The following is a 16,042-nucleotide window of genomic DNA, read 5'->3' as shown; positions in this document are numbered from 1 at the left end:
TCACAACGCCATCCGTATTTCGACGGGAGGATCGCACGTGACACGCAATTTCATTCCGGCAGCCGCCCTTGTGCTGGCGCTGGCCGCATGCAGCGATAGCGGCGACGCCGAGATCGGTGCGGAAGTGACCGACACGAAAGCGGCAGCCGAGGCGGAAGCGATCGGCGATATCACCCCTTCCAGCGAGGCGCTCGACGTGGCGACCGGTCAGAGCGAGGCCGAACTCGATGCCTTGCAGCAGGCGTCCGACCGGCTGGACGAGGACCCGTCCCCAGTGCCCGCGCCACCCACGGCAGAGCCGGCCACGTCGGCGCCGCCCATCGCTGCGGAATAAGCGGCCCGAAGGCCCTTTTCCCCTTGCCGCGTTGTGCTATCGACCGCGCGAGGGGAGACGGCGATGAGCGACGAGACACAGGCCACTTCGCAGCGCAAGACGCCGCTGCGCGTCCGCTCCTACGATGTCGCGGAGCTTGCCGGGGTCAGCCAGTCCACCGTCTCGCGCGCGCTTGCCGGGTCTGCCGCCATTACCGAGGCGACCCGCACCCGCGTGGTGGAGGCCGCCCGCAAGCTCGGCTACCAGGTCGACGACCGCGCCGCACGGTTGCGCAGCGGGCGGACCGAAACCATCGCCGTGGTCGTAATTGGCCAGGCGGGGGCGCCGCCGAGCTCGGTCAACCCGTTCAACTTCGCCCTTCTCGGTAGCGTCTGCGCGGAAGCAGCCGACCGGGGCCTGCATTCGCTCGTCTCGTTCCAGTCGGAAGAAGAGCGCTTCTTCTCCCAATTCGTGGAACGCGGACAGGCCGACGCGGTCATCGTGATCGGCACCACCACCAACCAGCCCGCGTGGGACTATTTCCGCGCCGCCAACGACGGCCAGCCGCACATGGCGTTCTGGGGCTCTCCCTTCGACGACCACGCCGCGATCCGGTCCGACAACATGGCCGGCGGCCGGTTGGCGGTCGATGTGCTGTTGGGCGCAGGATACCGGCGCATCGCCTTTATCGGCGACACGACGTCCACCCAGCGCCAGTTCGCCGAACGCTATGACGGTTATTGCGCGGCCTTGCGTGAAAACGGCCTCGAACCGCTGGCCGCTGCCGCGGGGTCGGGCGAGACGCGGCAGGACCAGGGGCGGGCGGCGATCGCGAACCTGCTGGACGGCGGCGATCCGCCCGATGCGGTGTTCGCGGCCTGCGACGCGATGGCATTCGGCGCGGTGGCGGAATTGCGTGCGCGCGGGGTGGCATTGCCGCAGGATTTCGGGATCATCGGTTTCGACGGGCTGGGCGGCGGCGCCTTGTGCGAGCCGCCGCTCACCACGATCGAGCCCGATTTCGGCGCGGCGGCCAAGCTGCTGATCGACGCGGGGCTCGATCCGCAGGAAGATGCGCTCAGCGCCCGGGTGCCGGTACGGCTGATCGAACGCGCCAGCGTGCGCTAGGACGCCGCGCGCCCGGCGTCAGACCGGCTTCGCGCCCGATCCGCGCCCGCCGCGCAGCGAATATTCCAGCGTCCCGCGCGTGTGCACGTTGTCCACGTCGATCACCGCCGTGTTGGCATAGGTGAAACCGGGGCCGAGATTGCGATAGAGCCGGTCGAAATCGCGCTCCACCGTCTGGCGGAACAGGTCCTCGAAATTCTCGATCACGAAATAGGTCGGCTGCAGGTCGCTGATGACGTAATCCGTGCGCATCACGCGGTCGACATTCAGCATGATCCGGTTCGGGCTTTCCGCCTCCACCGCATAGACCGCCTCGGTCGGGCCGGAGAGGATGCCCGCCCCGTAGGCGCGCAAATCCTTGCCGCCTTCCAGCACCAGCCCGAATTCGACCGTGTACCAGTAGAGCGAGCCGAGCGCCTTCAGCCGGTTGTATTCCATCGCCCGCCAGCCGGCCTTGCCGTATTCCTGCATGTAATCGGCAAAGGTCGGGTCGGTCAGCATCGGCACGTGGCCGAACACGTCATGGAAGACGTCAGGTTCCTGGATGTAGTCGAACGTCTCGCGCGTACGGATGAAGTTGCCCGCCGGGAAGCGCCGGTTGGCAAGGTGCCAGAAGAAGATGTGGTCCGGGATCAGCATCGGCACGGGCACCACGCTCCAGCCCGTCAGCTTGCCCAGTTCTTCAGACATCGCACCGAATTCGGGCACGCCCCCCTTGCCGAGATCGAGCTTTTCGAGGCCTTCGAGGAATGCGGTCGCCGCGCGGCCCGGCAATATGTCCATCTGGCGCGCGAACAGGTCGTTCCAGATCGCGTCGTCCTCGCTGTCGTACTCGGTCTGCTTCGGCTCCAGCCAGTCTTCGCCCACATGTTCCGGCCGCTTCAGCGGCGCGGTGAAGACGTCGTCCGGCATTTCGGGGATCGCGCTGTAGTCGCGGCTCAATTCGGGTGCAGTCGCCATGGATTTGCCTTAGCATTGCAACGGTTACCGAACAAATGTGGGGAGACGCGCCGCGATGGGCAAGCTGAAGCGCCGGGACTACGAGAAACTGATCGAGCCGATGGAAGAGGAACTGGTCGGCATGGCCCGCTGGGCGCGCGTGACCGGGCAGCGGATCGTGGTGATCTTCGAAGGGCGCGACACGGCGGGCAAGGGCGGCGCGATCCGTGCGGTGAGCGAGCGGCTGAACCCGCGCCAGTGCCGCATCGTCGCGCTCGGCAAGCCGACCGAGGAAGAGCGCGGCCAATGGTATTTCCAGCGCTACGTCAAGCACCTGCCGACCGCCGGCGAGATCGTGCTGTTCGACCGCAGCTGGTACAACCGCGCGGGGGTGGAAAAGGTGATGGGCTTCGCGTCGGACGATCAGGTCGCGCAGTTCCTGCGGCAGGCACCGACGTTCGAGAAGATGCTGGTCGATGACGGCATCCTGCTGTTCAAGTACTGGCTGACTACCGACCAGGCACAGCAGGAGGAAAGGCTGCGCGAGCGGCTGGAGGATCCGCTCAAGCGCTGGAAGCTGTCGCCAATCGATTTGGCCGCGCGCGAGCAATACGATGCCTATACCGATGCGCGTCGGGCGATGCTGGAGGCGACGCATACGGAATATGCGCCGTGGACGCTGGTCGATTTCAACGACCAGAAGCGCGGGCGGCTGACGCTGGTGCGCGACTTGCTGGACCGGCTGCCGGACACCGATTGCGAGCCCGAGCCGATCGCGATGGAACCGCTGGGTCGGGAGCCTGCGGCCGAAACCTACTCGGTGCTCAGGCCGATTGCGGATTATCCGGCAGGCTAGCTTCGGCCTTCGTCACGTGCCGCCCGTCTGCGGCGAATGCGCCCAGCTCGATCCCGCTTTCGCCTTCGCGCATCGCGAGGTGGAGCGTTTCGCCCGCGATGGCGGGGCTGAGCCCGCGAAAAATAAACCGGCTTTCCGGCTGCGGCAGCATCTGCAGGAGCAGCGAGGCGGTGAGCGGGCCATGGACGACGAGGCCGCGATACCGCTCGACCTCCCGCGCATAGGGTGCGTCGTAGTGAATCCGGTGCGTGTTGAACGTCAGCGCGGAATAGCGGAACAGCAGTGCCTCGGACGGCGCGGCCACCTCGACCGTGTCCCATGCGCGGTAATCGAAGCGCGCTTCGCCGGTCGGGGGCGGGGATAGCGGCGCATCCGGCGCGAGCGCCTCGAGATAGACGAGCGATTGCACTTCGCGCACCGCGAGGTCGCCATCGGCGCGGGTCTCGTGGCTCACTTCGACGAACACCATCTCCCCGCGGCTGCCGCTCTTGGGCGTCACGCTCTCGATGCGGCTCGTCCGCTCGATTTGCGCGCCGATGGGAAGCGGGGCGTGGAAGGCGATGCTGCTGCCGGCCCACATGCGGCGGGGCAGGGGGACGGGCGGCAGGAAGCTGTCCGGCGCGTCGCTGCGTAGCGGATGGCCGTCCTCGCCCAGCATCGCAGTCGGCGCTTCGGGTGTGCAGAGGCAGAAGTGGATGCCCTGCGGCATCACGCCATCTGCGGGCACCGCGCGGTCGAAAGTCGCGCACCAGCGCGCGGCGAGCGCTTCGTCCAGCCGGTCGGTCTGGCGCTGTTCGCGCCCGATCCAGTCGCTCCAGTCCCTCTCGTCGGTGTTGCTCACACGGCGCGCTCGAAAATCGCTGCCATGCCCTGGCCGCCGCCGATGCACATGGTTTCGAGGCCATAGCGCACGTCGCGCCGGTGCATTTCATGCGCCATGTCGGCGAGGATGCGGATACCGGTCGCGCCGATGGGGTGGCCGAGCGAAATGCCCGATCCGTTGACGTTGACGATGTCGCGGCGGCTGTCGTCCTCGGCAAAGCCCCAGCCCTTCAGCACCGCGAGCGCTTGCGGCGCGAAGGCTTCGTTGAGCTCGATCAGGCCGATGTCGTCCCAGCCCCTGCCGGTGCGCGCGAACAGCTTCTCGACCGCAGGCACCGGGCCGATGCCCATGCGGCTGGGGTCGCAGCCCGCTGCACTCCACCCGTCGAACCACAGCATGGGCGTGAGGCCCAGCTCTTCCAGCCTGTCCTCCGCCACCACGAGGCAAGCGGCAGCGGCATCGTTCTGCTGGCTGGCGTTGCCTGCGGTGACGATGGCTTCGGGATCGCGCTTGCCGTCGATGGGGCGCAGCGCGCCAAGCGATGCCATGTCCGCATCCTCGCGGAACCCCTCGTCCTTGGCGAACACCACCGGGTCGCCCTTGCGCTGCGGGATCGGGACAGGGACGAGCTGCGCGTCGAACTTGCCTGCCTCCCAGGCGGCAGCGGCGTTTTGGTGGCTGCGAACGGCGAATTCGTCCGACGCCTCGCGCGAAATGGCGTAATCCTTCGCAAGGTTCTCCGCGGTCTCGATCATGCCGGTGATGATGCCGAAGCGTTCGATCGGCTGGCTCATCAACCGGCCGCGGGTCAACCGGTCCCACAGCACCATGTCGCCCATCCGCGCGCCGTGCCGGGCCTTGGTGGTGTAGTGCTCCACGTTCGACATGCTTTCGACGCCGCCCGCCAGCACGCAGTCGGCAACGCCCGTCTGGACCATCATCGCGGCGGTCGCGACCGCCTGCAGTCCGCTGCCGCAGCGGCGGTCCAGCTGGAAGCCGGGCACCTCGATGGGATAGCCTGCCGCAAGCCAGCTCCAGCGCCCGATCGCCGGGGCCTCGCCGCTGCCGTAGCCCTGGCTGAAGACCACGTCGTCGACGCGCGAGGGATCGATGCCGGTGCGCTCGACCAGCGCCTTGATGATGACCGCGCCGAGCGCCCCTGCCTCCAGCGGGGCGAGGCTGCCGAGGAACTTGCCCACCGGCGTGCGGACTGGGTCGACGATGGCTACGCGGCGCATGGTGCTCATTGGGTTTCCTTGTCGCTGGTGCGGACCGTGCCCGCATCGATCAGTCTGGCAATCGCACCCGACGACAGGCCGAGCTTGTCCGCCAGCACTTCCTCGCTGTGCTGCCCCAGGTACGGCGCGGGCAGCGGATCGCCGCGCTCCTCGCCGCCGAGATGGGCGAAGCTGCGGGCGGCGGGATAGTCGAAGCCGCTGGGGTTATTGGGGGAAGGGCCGAACAGCGGGTTTTCGCCCACCAGTACCGGGTCGGTGGAGGCTTCGTACGGGGTGCGATAGCGTTCGAAGGTAGTGCCCGCCGCGCCCATGCGCCGTTCCAGTTCCGGCCAATCGAGCTTCCCGGCGACGGACTGGAAGAGCGCGGCCAGCCGCTCGCGGTTCTCGAAGCGCGGCGTATCGCCGTCGGTGAAGCGGACGCCGAGCTCGGCTTCCAGTGTCGCGATCTCGCTTTCGACGTCGAATGCCTCGACCAGTCCCGCCCACTGCTTCGCCGTGAGGGCGGCGACCATGAAGCGCGTTCCGTCCCGGCTGCGGAAATCGGTGCCGAACGCGCCCCAGATGGCATTGCCCAGCCGTTCCCGATCGGCGCCGCGATAGAGCATTTCGGCCATCGTGCCCGAATTGGCGAGAGTGCCGATGGCGACATCGCCCAGCGGGATGCGGATTTCCGCGCCTTCGCCGCTCGCATCGCGGCGACGCAAGGCGGCGAGCAGCGCGAAGGCGGAATAGGCGCCGGTCAGGAAATCCCAGGCGGGCATAAGCTGGTTGACCGGCGGGGCCCCAAGCCCATCGGGGCCGGGGTCCCAGTCCGCCGGCCCGGTCATCAGCGGATAGCCGCTGGCGGCGTTTACGGTGAAATCCATCGCCTGCCGCCCGTCGTGCCAGCCCATGATGCGCAAGGAGATCATGTCACCGCGCTTCGCTGCCATGGCAGAGTGGGACAGGAAGCTAGTTTCCGGCACGTTGGTCACGCACTGGCCGACCTTTGCGGCAAGCGCCACGCACAGCTCGCGCCCTTCGCCGCTGCGCAAGTCGAGCGCGACCGATTTCTTCGTGCGGTTGAGGTTTTCCCACGCCAGGCTGCGGCCTTCGCCGGTCAGCAGGTAGCGGTCGTAATCCAGCCCGCCCGCGACGTGGTCCACGCGGATGACCTCCGCGCCCATCTGCCCGCAATACAGCCCCACCGTGGGCGAAGCGACGAAGCTGGAAACCTCGACGAGCGACAGGCCGGAAAGCAGGTCGTGCATGGGCGCCGTGTCAGAGCCCCGCCGCGTGTTCGCGCAGCATCCGCTTGGCGATCTGTAGCTGCAGGATCTGCGTCGTGCCTTCGTAGATGCGATAGATGCGCGCATCGCGGAAGAAGCGTTCGGCGTCGTATTCGGCAAGGTATCCCGCGCCGCCGTAGATTTGCACCACCCGGTCCACCACGCGGCCGCACATCTCCGATGCGAAGACCTTGAAGGCGGCGGCGTGCTTCACCGTATCCTCGCCCCGGTCGACGCGTGCAGTGACGTCCGCCATCATGCTTTCGGCGGCGTAGATTTCGGTCCAGCTTTCGGCGAGCATCTGCTGGATCAGCTGGAAGTTGGCGATGGGTTCGCCGAAGGCCTGCCGCTCGGTCGCGTACTTCGTCGCGCTGTCGAGCGCGCGGCGGGCGTAGCCGGTGCTGGCCGCACCCACCGAAATGCGCCCGTTGTCGAGGCTCATCATGGCGAAGCGGAAGCCCTGTCCGGTTTCCCCGCCCAGCAGCGCGTCGCCCGGCACGTGCACATCGTCGAGCATCACGTCGGAGATATGGCTGCCCGCCTGGCCCATCTTGTGGTCGGGGGAGCCGGTCGAAACGCCGGGCGTATCCATTGGCACGATGAAGGCGGAGACGTGGGCGTTCTTGGGCAGCGCATCCTTTTCGGTGCGCGCCATGATCAGGCCGACGTCGGCGTGCGGGGCGTTGGTGATGTAGCGCTTCGTACCGTTCAGGATCCAGCCGTTCCCGTCCGGGTCGGGCCGTGCGGTGGTCTGCATCGCGGCGCTGTCGCTGCCGCTGCCGGGTTCGGTGAGGCCGAAGCAGGCGATCTCGCCGCCCGCGATGCGCGGCCACCATTCGGCCTTCTGTGCATCCGTGCCGCCGTTCTTGATGGCAGAGTTGAACATGCCGACGTTGATCGAAAAGATGCTGCGGAAGGCGGGCGCGGCATAGGCCATCGTCTTTACCGTCTTCGCATACTGGGTGACGTTGAGGCCCGCGCCGCCGAATTCCTCCGGCACGGTGAGGCCGAACAGGCCCATGTCCTTCATCTCGGCAAGGATGTCTTCCGGCACGGCGTCGTTTTCGATGACGTCCTTTTCCGCCGGGAGCAGCCGTTCGCGGACATAGCGTTCGAGCTGTTCGTGGAACTGTTCGAAGGTTTCGTCATCCATTCCGGGATTGGGGCCGGGATTGGTCGTGTCGCTCATGGCTGGGTCCTCAAACGGGGTCGTAGGGGAAGACGTGGGCGCTGACCTCGTCGCCGCGCGCAAAGTCGGACTTGAAGGCCGGGACCAGCTCGTCCGCGATCGCCTGCGCGGTCCAGCCTTCGGTTTTCACCATGGACCGGACCGGGCGGGGCTTCGAAAACAGCACGATTTCGTTGCGGCGCACGGCGAAGATCTGGTTGGTCACCTCCGCGCTTGCATCGCTGCAAAGGTACGCGGCGAGCGGCGCGATCTTTTCCGCGCCCATCGATTGCAGGCGCTTTACGCGCTCTTCGGCGCCTTCGCCGGTGGTCGGGATGCTCGCGGTCATCCGGCTCCAGGCGAAGGGCGCGATGCAGTTGGAGGTTACGCCATAACGCGCCGCATCGAGCGCGATGGACTGCGACAGCCCGACGATGCCGAGCTTCGCGGCGGAATAGTTCGCCTGGCCGATATTGCCGATCAGTCCGCTGGTGGAGGTAAAATGCACCAGCCGCCCGCTGCCCTGGTCCTTGAAATAGGGCGTGGCTGCCTTGGACGTGTTAAAACAGCCGTGGAGGTGGACGTCGATGACCGCCTTCCAGTCCTCGTGGCTCATCTTGTGCCAAATCGTGTCGCGCAGGATGCCGGCGTTGTTCACCACGGCGTCGATCCGGCCGAACTGCTGCACGGCATCCTCGATGATGGACGCAGCGCCCGCAGGGTCGGCTACGCTGGCGAGGTTGGCGTGCGCCTTCCCGCCGGCTTCGCGAATGTCGCCGGCGGTCTGCTCGGCCGGGCCGGCCTCCCCGCCTTCGCCGCCGCCGCCCACGCCGGGATCGTTGACGATGACCGCCGCGCCTTCCTTCGCGCAGAGGAGCGCGATTTCGCGCCCGATGCCGCGCCCGCTGCCGGTGACTGCGACGACCTTGCCTTCCAGTATGCCCATGTGCCTGCCGACTCCTGCTGTTTTTAATCGCGCGGTTAAACCCTGCCTATGGCGGAGCGACCGGCGATTATCAAGGCAGCGCGCGCGACGGGCAAAGGTCCCCTATTCGCCTGTGTCCTGCCTGAGGTCGGCCGGCAGGTCGTCCTCGTCTATCCGCTGGGCATCGACGATGGCCGCTGCCTCGTCCAGTTCGCGCGCCTCGCCTTCGGTCAGGCCGCCGGGCCCTGCCGCATTGTCTCCGCACGCGGCGAGCACGAGGAGCGGAAGGAGGGCGGCGGTCATGCGCATGGCGCTATCGTATCCGTTCGCAGCACATAAGAAAACGGGCGAGATGCGCCGTGCATCCCGCCCGTGTTCCGGCGTGAGTTGAAACCGAGCGCTTATTCCATTGCGGCTTCTGCGTCGCGCGTCGCGGCTTCCGCGTCCGACATCGCCCTTTCGCGGGCGGCGCGGGCACGGGCGGCGACATCCTGCGCGCTGACGCTGGCTTCTTCGGCATCGACGCCGGCAGCGGTGTCCGCGTCGACAGTCTCTTCCGGGCCGGTGTCGGGCGCGGGATCTTCCTCGCTCATTTCGACGGGGGTGGGGGTTTCCTCCACTTCCTCGACCGCTTCGTCGGCGGTGACTTCGACCGTATCGGCGGTCGTGTCTTCGGACGCGTCGTCGGACGATCCGCAGGCGGCGAGCGACAGGGCGAGGGCCGCGGTGGCGGCGGTGGCAATCAGCTTCTTCATGGGCGGGGTCTCCGTTGAATTCTCGCCCCTGCATCTAGCGCGGCGCGTCGGTGCTGGCAATTCTCCCCAGCATGGCCCGCCGCCCGGTTTGCGCGCGCGATGCGATCTGGCACAGCGGCCCGATGGACGAGATGGTTGCCGATACGCCTGTCGACGCGCTGGAGGATGCGCGCACCGCCCTGCGCGCCGTGTTCGGGTTCGAAGGGTTTCGCGGCAAGCAGGCCGACGTCGTCGCCCGCGTGCTGGCGGGGGAGCGGACGCTGGCGGTGATGCCGACGGGCGCGGGCAAGTCGCTCACCTACCAGCTTCCCGCCACGATGCTGCCCGGCTGCTGCATTGTCGTCTCCCCGCTCATCGCCCTGATGCACGACCAGCTGCGCAGCGCGCGCGCCAACGGCATCCGCGCCGCGACGCTGACCAGCGTGGACGGCGACTGGCGGGAAACGCAGGCGGCGTTCGAGGCGGGCGAGCTCGACCTGCTCTACGTTGCGCCGGAACGTGCCAGCCAGCCCGGATTCCGCAGCCTGCTGGAACGCGGCCGGGTGGCCCTGTTCGCCATCGACGAGGCGCATTGCGTGTCCGAATGGGGGCACGATTTCCGCCCCGACTACCGCCTGCTGCGCCCGCTGCTCGACGCGTTCCCTGAAGCGGGGCGGCTGGCGCTGACTGCCACGGCGGACGCGCACACCCGCGCCGACATCCTGGCCCAGCTCGGCATTCCGGCGGACGGACTGGTGCTGGCGGGGTTCGACCGGCCCAATATCCGCTATGCCATCGGCCCGCGCGACAACGTGGCTAACCAGCTTGCCCGGCTACTGGACGCGCAGGCGGGGCCCGGCATCGTATATGCGCAGACCCGCGCGCAGGTGGAGCGGCTGGCGCAGAAGCTGGGCGCGGGCGGGCGCAGTGTCTCGATCTATCACGCGGGCCTGCCGGCGGAGGAGCGCGCCGCGAACCAGGCGGCCTTCGTCGCCAGCGAAGACATGGTGATGGTCGCCACCATCGCCTTCGGCATGGGGATCGACAAGCCGGACGTGCGCTTCGTCGCCCATGCCGGCCTGCCGAAGTCGATCGAGGCCTATTACCAAGAAACGGGCCGCGCGGGGCGCGACGGCGATCCGGCCCACGCGCTGATGCTGTGGGGGGCGGACGATTTCGCCCGCGCGCGCCAGCGGCTGGCGCAAATCGAGCCGGAGCGGCGGGCCGGCGAGCAGGCGCGGCTGGAAGCGCTCGCCGGGCTGGTCGAGACGGCGGGCTGTCGCCGTGCGGTGCTGCTGCGGCATTTCGGCGAAGACCCGCCCGCCCGTTGCGGCAATTGCGACAACTGCCTGGAGCCGCCGACCGTGATCGAGGCGACGGAACTTGCCCGCAAGCTGCTTTCGGGCGTCTACCGGACGGGGCAAAGCTTCGGCCTCGGCCATGTGCAGAAGGTGCTGACCGGGGTGGAGGACGAGCGGGTTCGCCAGCGCGGGCACGACAGGCTGTCCGTGTTCGGTATCGTCGATGCGGAGGAGGCCGCGCTGCTGCGGCCCCTGTCGCGCGCATTGCAGGCACGCGGCGCACTGGTGCCGACCGAGCACGGCGGCCTAGCCCTCGGCGGCGATGCGCCGGACATCTTGAAGGGCGAGGTGCCCATCGGCATCGTCGAGCCGCCGAAGAAGCAGCGTCGGCGCCGCGCGAACGCCACGCCCAACCCGGTCGGCGACCCGCTGTTCGAAGCCTTACGCGACTTGCGCCGCACGCTGGCGGAAGAGGCGCAGGTGCCGCCCTACGTGGTCTTCCACGATGCCGTGCTGCGCGACATGGCCGCCTTCCGCCCCGCAAACCTCGACGAAATGTCGCGCATCGGCGGCGTCGGCGCCAAGAAGCTGGAAGCTTATGGCGAGGCTTTCTTGCGCGCGATCAGCGAGAATTGAATGAAGGGCCGGGTTGTCTTGATAGCTGCGCTGTCGCTGTCGGCCGCTTGCACGCCTATCGTCCAGCCGCCCGTCTCCGGGCAAGCAATGGCTAGCCCCAAGAGTTTGTCAGTCGATCTGGACGAAATTCTCGCCCGCGCGATGGTCAAGTGTCGAAGCCAAGTGCGCTTTGAGCGTATCGAACTGGATTTGCGGCTCGAGGGTTATGTTGCCGAAGCAAGGCGATGGTCGATCTTGGGCAACGGCCAGGTCGATCTTGAGGAATTCGATCTTAAAACCGACCAATGGGTGTCGCGGCAAACCAATATCAGCTGCCCGGAAGTGCTCGAAATGCAGGCTCTTGCAGAAGGATTGATTGTGGGCGCGAGCGATACCCGCGTTTGTGACATATCCTCGAAACACTCCCCGGAAGGAGAAATCAAGATCGTCGATGCAGCCGGCACCCGGTTCTGGGATTTTGCATTCGGCTGCACGGAATTTACCAACATGTCGCTCAATCTCGGCGTCAAATTACTCGATACGAAAGTCCGCGAAGTCGTGGCGAAGCAACAGACCCCGGAAAATCTTGACTAGCGACGACGCTCGATATAAATATGATATCATAATTATATCGAAGGAGAATCGTCATGGTGGCCGAAGACAGGGGTGAGAAGCGCGGAATCAACATCAGCCGCGAGACGGAGGGCCGGGGGCATAACGGCTATGGAATGTTGCTCGTACTGCTGGCCATCGTCGCCATACCGGCGGTGCTCGGCCCGTCGGGAATGCTCGCTGGCTCCGGCCCGCTCGGCTTCGTCTTCGGACTGGCGCTGCCCTTCGTGCTCTTCCTGTTCGTCGCCGCCGGGTTCTATATGATCCAGCCGAACCAAGCCGCGGTGCTCACCCTCTTCGGCGAGTACCGGGGCAGCGACCGGACAGAGGGGCTGCGCTGGGTCTGGCCGTGGATCGTGCGCAAGAAGATCAGCGCCCGCGCCCATAACATCCATTCGGAGCGGGTGAAGATCAACGACCTGCGCGGTAACCCGATCGAGATCGCCTGCAACGTCGTGTGGCGCGTCGCCGACACCGCGCAGGCGAGCTTCGATGTCGACGATTACAAGGAGTTCGTGAACATCCAGATCGAGGCCGGCCTGCGCACCGTGGGTTCGCGCCATCCCTATGACGATTTCGAAGGCGAGGAAGTCACGCTGCGCGGCAGCGCCGACGTGGTCAATCGCGAGCTGCTGGAGGAGCTGAACGAGCGGCTCGCCGCCGCGGGCATCGTGGTGGACGAGGCGGGCCTCACCCATCTTGCCTATGCCAGCGAGATCGCCAGCGCGATGCTGAAGCGCCAGCAGGCCGACGCGATCATCGCGGCGCGGGCCAAGATCGTGCTGGGCGCGGTCGGCATGGTCGAGGATGCGCTGCTGAAGCTCTCGAGCGACAATATCGTCGACATGGACGACGAGCGCCGCGCGGCGATGGTCAGCAACCTGATGGTCGTGCTGTGCGGCGACCGAGAGGCGCATCCGGTCATCAACGCCGGATCGATCTATTGATCGCCGGCCCAGCCGTGTGAGATGACCCCGTGGCCGCATCCAAAAAAGCCTTTGCCTTGCGTCTCGACCCGGCCGTGCACGCCGCGGTCGAGAGGCTGGCGGCAGGCGAGCTACGCAGCGCCAATGCGCAGATCGAGATGCTGCTGCGCGAGGCGCTGGAAAAGCGGGGTATCCCGGTGAAAGCTGCGCAGCCCGCGCGGCGCGGTAGGCCCCCGAAAGACGGGGCCGACAAGTCTTAGCGGCTCGTTAACCCTTTTTCCCTAAGCCGGGCCTCATGCAGAAGTCCGCTCAGCATTCGCCCGCCCGCGTGCAGTTCCGCTTCATCGGAGTGGTCGCCGCGCTTGCCGTCGCCGCCATCCCTGTAGCCGCGCTCCTCGCGCAGCCCGCAGCGCAGGCGTCCGGACCGTTCACCGTGGTGGAGACCGGGCAGGGCTTCCAGCGCTTGCAGGATGCCGTCGATGCCATCGGCGACAATACCGGCAGCATCGCCATCGCGCCGGGCGCCTATCGCCAGTGCGCGGTGCAGACGAAGGGCGACGTATCCTACCTGGCCGAACAGCCGGGCCGCGCCGTTTTCGACGGGGAAACCTGTGAAGGCAAGGCGGCGCTGGTCCTGCGCGGGCGCAGCGCCACCGTGTCCGGCCTGACCTTTGCCGGGATGCACGTGCGTGAATTCAACGGCGCCGGCATCCGGATCGAGAAGGGCAACCTGACCGTGGTGCAGAGCTGGTTCCGCGACAGCGACCAGGGCATCCTGTCCGCCCGCGATGCCAGCGGCACGATCGTGATCGACAAATCGACCTTCACCCGCCTCGGCACCTGCGACGGCGCGGGCGGCTGCGCGCATTCGATCTATATCGGCGATTACGGCGCGCTGCGCGTCACCCGCAGCCGCTTCGAGGAAGGGCGCGGCGGGCACTACGTCAAGAGCCGCACGCCGACCGTCCAGCTTGCCTCCAACAGTTTCGACGACAGCGCCGGGCAGGGCACCAACTACATGATCGACCTTCCCGCCGGTTCGCGCGGGCAGATCACCAACAACTGGTTCGTGCAGGGCGTGAACAAGGAGAACTACGGCGCGCTGATCGCCGTGGCCGCGGAAGGGCGCAAGAACAGCTCCGCCGGGCTGACCATCGCAGCCAACGATGCGCGGCTGGCCCCCGGTGCGCGCAAGACGCTGTTCGTGGCCGACTGGTCGGGCGACACGCTCGGCCTGGGCGAGAACACGCTCGGCGCGCAGATCGAGCGCTACGAACGCATCCGCTAGGGGAACGACGCTTGCCGCTCGCCCGTTCGAAGGGCGAGGAGCGTATTATGGCAGGCGGATGGTCGCGCGACGGCGCGGTTCAGGAACAGATCGACGACACGGTCAGCGATGCGGTGGCCCGCGCCCGTGCAGGCCTCGCCTCCGCGCGCGAGAGCGCAGAATATTGCGAGGAATGCGGCGAGGACATCCCCGAGCGGCGGCGCGAGGCCCTGCCCGGTGTGCAGACCTGCGTGACCTGCCAGTCGCTGCGCGATAAGGCGTTCCGCGCCGCCGGGATAAACCGGCGCGGCAGCAAGGACAGCCAGCTCAGGTGAAGCTCAGGTGACAGGCCCCTTCATTCTCGCCCAACACCTGGCCCCCCACCAGGGCCTGTCCCGCTTTGCCGGGCGCATCGCCCGCTCCACCCGCCCGTGGCTGAAGGACCGGCTGATCCGGCGCTTCATCGACACCTACGATGTCGACATGGGCGAAGCCGAACGGCCGGCGGGCGATTACACCTGCTTCAACGACTTCTTCACCCGCGCGCTGAAGCCCGGCGCCCGGCCGCTCGCCGATGCCGCAAGCCATGTGCTGTGCCCGGCCGACGGCGCGATCAGCCAGCTCGGCCGGATCACCGACGGCCGCATCGTGCAGGCCAAGCGGCGCGACTACACCGCGCAGGCCCTGCTGGGCGGCGATGCGGAATTGGCGGGCCGGTTCGCGCAAGGCGACTTCGCCACGATCTACCTCTCGCCGCGCGACTACCACCGGGTCCACATGCCGGTGGACGGAACCTTGCGGCGCACGATCTACGTGCCGGGCGACCTTTTCAGCGTGAACACCGCGACCGCCGACGGGCTCGACCAGCTATTCGCCCGCAACGAGCGGCTCGTGTGCATCTTCGACACGCCGCTTGGCACCGTGGCCAGCGTGATGGTGGGCGCGATGATCGTCGCTAGCATCGAGACCGTGTGGGGCGGGCTCGTTGAACCGCACGGCAAGCGGGTGGTGAGCCAGGACTACACGGGCAGCGAGGCCCCGACGCTGAAGGCAGGCGACGAAATGGGCCGCTTCCTGCTGGGTTCCACCGTCATCCTGCTGTTCGAGGAAGGCCGGTTACGCTTCGAAGACCGCTTCGAGGCCGGGACTCCCACCCGCATGGGCGAGGCGCTGGCTGTACGGACGTGAGGTTCAGCGGTCCATTTCCGCCAGTTCTGCCAGCGCCCGTTCGAAACCGTACTGCTGCGCGATCTTGCGCGCATCCGGAACAAGCCTTTCGAGCTGGGCTTCGGAAAGCTGCGGGCCGACCTGGACTATCGCATCGCGAGCAGCTTCGCTTCCCTCGAGACCTGCGACCAGCCAGCACGCTGATGCCGCGAGGTTATCTGCCGGGCGCCCTTCGCCATTGATATGCATCACGCCGAGGCCGAACAGGCCATGCGGCTCGCCGGCGCGCGCCGTTCGCTCGTAAAGCTCCCAGGCCTTGTCGAAATTCTGCGGCACTCCGCGACCCGACGCATGCATCACCGCAAGGCTGGCCATGGCGCTGGTATTGCCCGCAGCGGCGGCTTTCTCGAACAAGGCGACCGCGTCTTTCGGCGTGCCCTTGGACTGGCCGAGATCGATCATCACGCCGAGGCGCCACTGCGCATAGGGATCGCCCATCGCGGCGCCCTGTTTGTAGAATGCGGCCGCCTTGTCCTCGTCCGGAGCGACGCCGCGCCCGTCCTCGTAGATTGTGCCCAGCACGGCAAAGGCTTCGGCGTTACCTTCCGCAGAAGCCTGGGTTGCCTGTTCGAGCGCTTCGGCATCGCGCCCTTCTTCGAGCAAGGCCCAGCTATCCTGAGCGGTGTTGGCAACCAGTAGCAGCGAGGCTGCGCAAACTAACATCCAGCGAACCATGGCAAATTCCTTCCCGCCGGAAAGCCT

General features: G+C 67.2%; 19 protein-coding genes. 10 read left to right on the top strand and 9 right to left on the bottom strand.

Going from position 1 to position 16,042, the window contains the following annotated elements:
- Positions 1-37 precede the first annotated feature (37 nt).
- Positions 38-334 carry a hypothetical protein gene (locus tag VCJ71_RS08685; RefSeq protein WP_324640539.1) on the top strand — a complete coding sequence of 99 codons (297 nt, stop codon included), beginning with the start codon at positions 38-40 and terminating at the stop codon, positions 332-334.
- Positions 335-397: 63 nt separating this feature from the next.
- Positions 398-1,441, top strand: coding sequence for a LacI family DNA-binding transcriptional regulator (locus VCJ71_RS08680; RefSeq protein ID WP_324640537.1), 1,044 nt, complete (start codon positions 398-400; stop codon positions 1,439-1,441).
- Positions 1,442-1,459: 18 nt separating this feature from the next.
- Here VCJ71_RS08680 and phhA read toward each other — a convergent pair whose 3' ends face one another.
- Complete coding sequence (phhA, locus tag VCJ71_RS08675; protein WP_416379162.1) at positions 1,460-2,353, bottom strand: phenylalanine 4-monooxygenase; 894 nt, start codon at positions 2,351-2,353, stop codon at positions 1,460-1,462.
- Positions 2,354-2,456: 103 nt separating this feature from the next.
- Here phhA and ppk2 point away from each other — a divergent pair, with 103 nt between their 5' ends.
- The gene (gene ppk2, locus VCJ71_RS08670) at positions 2,457-3,236 is read left to right on the top strand and encodes a polyphosphate kinase 2 (RefSeq protein ID WP_324640912.1); all 780 of its coding nucleotides are present in this window, start codon (positions 2,457-2,459) and stop codon (positions 3,234-3,236) included.
- Here the strand turns inward: ppk2 and VCJ71_RS08665 are convergent.
- From VCJ71_RS08665 to VCJ71_RS08635, 7 genes are all read right to left on the bottom strand, one after another.
- Positions 3,205-4,077 carry an HTD2 family dehydratase gene (locus VCJ71_RS08665; RefSeq protein ID WP_324640534.1) on the bottom strand — a complete coding sequence of 291 codons (873 nt, stop codon included), beginning with the start codon at positions 4,075-4,077 and terminating at the stop codon, positions 3,205-3,207. The genes ppk2 and VCJ71_RS08665 overlap by 32 nt on opposite strands.
- On the bottom strand, positions 4,074-5,306 hold the full coding sequence (locus VCJ71_RS08660) for an acetyl-CoA C-acetyltransferase (RefSeq protein WP_324640532.1): 1,233 nt from the start codon (positions 5,304-5,306) through the stop codon (positions 4,074-4,076). The genes VCJ71_RS08665 and VCJ71_RS08660 overlap by 4 nt, the downstream gene beginning before the upstream one ends.
- A complete protein-coding gene (locus VCJ71_RS08655) occupies positions 5,303-6,547 on the bottom strand; it encodes a CoA transferase (RefSeq protein ID WP_324640531.1) in 1,245 nt (414 codons plus the stop codon). The genes VCJ71_RS08660 and VCJ71_RS08655 overlap by 4 nt, the downstream gene beginning before the upstream one ends.
- A 10-nt stretch (positions 6,548-6,557) precedes the next feature.
- The gene (locus tag VCJ71_RS08650; protein ID WP_324640529.1) at positions 6,558-7,754 is read right to left on the bottom strand and encodes an acyl-CoA dehydrogenase family protein; all 1,197 of its coding nucleotides are present in this window, start codon (positions 7,752-7,754) and stop codon (positions 6,558-6,560) included.
- Positions 7,755-7,764: 10 nt separating this feature from the next.
- Positions 7,765-8,679 carry an SDR family NAD(P)-dependent oxidoreductase gene (locus tag VCJ71_RS08645; RefSeq protein ID WP_324640527.1) on the bottom strand — a complete coding sequence of 305 codons (915 nt, stop codon included), beginning with the start codon at positions 8,677-8,679 and terminating at the stop codon, positions 7,765-7,767.
- A gap of 102 nt (positions 8,680-8,781) precedes the next feature.
- Entirely contained in the window at positions 8,782-8,961 is a 180-nt protein-coding gene (locus VCJ71_RS08640; protein ID WP_324640526.1) for a hypothetical protein, read from the bottom strand.
- Positions 8,962-9,059: 98 nt separating this feature from the next.
- Positions 9,060-9,413: a hypothetical protein gene (locus VCJ71_RS08635; RefSeq protein WP_324640525.1), complete on the bottom strand. Its 354-nt coding sequence runs from the start codon at positions 9,411-9,413 to the stop codon at positions 9,060-9,062.
- A 131-nt stretch (positions 9,414-9,544) separates the two neighbouring features.
- Here VCJ71_RS08635 and recQ point away from each other — a divergent pair, with 131 nt between their 5' ends.
- Genes recQ through asd form a run of 7 tightly spaced genes read left to right on the top strand, consistent with a single transcriptional unit; the run spans position 9,545 to position 15,301 of the window.
- Positions 9,545-11,329 (top strand): DNA helicase RecQ, encoded by a 1,785-nt coding sequence (recQ, locus tag VCJ71_RS08630; RefSeq protein WP_324640910.1) that lies wholly within the window; start codon positions 9,545-9,547, stop codon positions 11,327-11,329.
- Positions 11,330-11,902: a hypothetical protein gene (locus VCJ71_RS08625; protein ID WP_324640524.1), complete on the top strand. Its 573-nt coding sequence runs from the start codon at positions 11,330-11,332 to the stop codon at positions 11,900-11,902. It abuts the gene before it with no gap.
- A gap of 53 nt (positions 11,903-11,955) precedes the next feature.
- Positions 11,956-12,867 carry an SPFH domain-containing protein gene (locus tag VCJ71_RS08620; protein WP_324640522.1) on the top strand — a complete coding sequence of 304 codons (912 nt, stop codon included), beginning with the start codon at positions 11,956-11,958 and terminating at the stop codon, positions 12,865-12,867.
- 29 nt (positions 12,868-12,896) lie between these two features.
- A complete protein-coding gene (locus tag VCJ71_RS08615) occupies positions 12,897-13,106 on the top strand; it encodes a type II toxin-antitoxin system antitoxin (RefSeq protein ID WP_290136241.1) in 210 nt (69 codons plus the stop codon).
- Between the two features lie 35 nt (positions 13,107-13,141).
- Complete coding sequence (locus tag VCJ71_RS08610; RefSeq protein WP_324640518.1) at positions 13,142-14,134, top strand: right-handed parallel beta-helix repeat-containing protein; 993 nt, start codon at positions 13,142-13,144, stop codon at positions 14,132-14,134.
- Positions 14,135-14,181: 47 nt separating this feature from the next.
- Positions 14,182-14,448: a DksA/TraR family C4-type zinc finger protein gene (locus tag VCJ71_RS08605; RefSeq protein WP_324640517.1), complete on the top strand. Its 267-nt coding sequence runs from the start codon at positions 14,182-14,184 to the stop codon at positions 14,446-14,448.
- A gap of 7 nt (positions 14,449-14,455) precedes the next feature.
- Positions 14,456-15,301, top strand: coding sequence for an archaetidylserine decarboxylase (gene asd / locus VCJ71_RS08600; protein ID WP_324640516.1), 846 nt, complete (start codon positions 14,456-14,458; stop codon positions 15,299-15,301).
- A 3-nt stretch (positions 15,302-15,304) separates the two neighbouring features.
- On the opposite strand, the gene VCJ71_RS08595 is transcribed toward asd, so the two are convergent.
- Positions 15,305-16,015 (bottom strand): tetratricopeptide repeat protein, encoded by a 711-nt coding sequence (locus VCJ71_RS08595; protein ID WP_324640514.1) that lies wholly within the window; start codon positions 16,013-16,015, stop codon positions 15,305-15,307.
- Between the last annotated feature and the right edge of the window lie 27 nt (positions 16,016-16,042).

Origin of the sequence: Pseudoblastomonas aquimaris (assembly GCF_035481675.1) — a bacterium.
GTDB lineage: Bacteria > Pseudomonadota > Alphaproteobacteria > Sphingomonadales > Sphingomonadaceae > Alteriqipengyuania_B.
Note: the sequence above shows the minus strand (reverse complement) of the source record. Positions and strands in the feature narration are given on the sequence as shown.

Bases quoted from the DNA above. Each gene is read 5' to 3' on its own strand.
- ppk2 (WP_324640912.1), top strand. From the start codon at position 2,457: ATGGGCAAGCTGAAGCGCCGGGACTACGAGAAACTGATCGAGCCGATG.
- VCJ71_RS08625 (WP_324640524.1), top strand. From the start codon at position 11,330: ATGAAGGGCCGGGTTGTCTTGATAGCTGCGCTGTCGCTGTCGGCCGCT.
- VCJ71_RS08640 (WP_324640526.1), bottom strand. From the start codon at position 8,961: ATGACCGCCGCCCTCCTTCCGCTCCTCGTGCTCGCCGCGTGCGGAGAC.
- recQ (WP_324640910.1), top strand. From the start codon at position 9,545: ATGGTTGCCGATACGCCTGTCGACGCGCTGGAGGATGCGCGCACCGCC.
- VCJ71_RS08660 (WP_324640532.1), bottom strand. From the start codon at position 5,306: ATGAGCACCATGCGCCGCGTAGCCATCGTCGACCCAGTCCGCACGCCG.
- VCJ71_RS08610 (WP_324640518.1), top strand. From the start codon at position 13,142: ATGCAGAAGTCCGCTCAGCATTCGCCCGCCCGCGTGCAGTTCCGCTTC.
- VCJ71_RS08680 (WP_324640537.1), top strand. From the start codon at position 398: ATGAGCGACGAGACACAGGCCACTTCGCAGCGCAAGACGCCGCTGCGC.
- VCJ71_RS08645 (WP_324640527.1), bottom strand. From the start codon at position 8,679: ATGGGCATACTGGAAGGCAAGGTCGTCGCAGTCACCGGCAGCGGGCGC.
- VCJ71_RS08620 (WP_324640522.1), top strand. From the start codon at position 11,956: ATGGTGGCCGAAGACAGGGGTGAGAAGCGCGGAATCAACATCAGCCGC.
- VCJ71_RS08655 (WP_324640531.1), bottom strand. From the start codon at position 6,547: ATGCACGACCTGCTTTCCGGCCTGTCGCTCGTCGAGGTTTCCAGCTTC.
- VCJ71_RS08650 (WP_324640529.1), bottom strand. From the start codon at position 7,754: ATGAGCGACACGACCAATCCCGGCCCCAATCCCGGAATGGATGACGAA.
- VCJ71_RS08605 (WP_324640517.1), top strand. From the start codon at position 14,182: ATGGCAGGCGGATGGTCGCGCGACGGCGCGGTTCAGGAACAGATCGAC.
- VCJ71_RS08635 (WP_324640525.1), bottom strand. From the start codon at position 9,413: ATGAAGAAGCTGATTGCCACCGCCGCCACCGCGGCCCTCGCCCTGTCG.
- VCJ71_RS08595 (WP_324640514.1), bottom strand. From the start codon at position 16,015: ATGGTTCGCTGGATGTTAGTTTGCGCAGCCTCGCTGCTACTGGTTGCC.
- phhA (WP_416379162.1), bottom strand. From the start codon at position 2,353: ATGCCGGACGACGTCTTCACCGCGCCGCTGAAGCGGCCGGAACATGTG.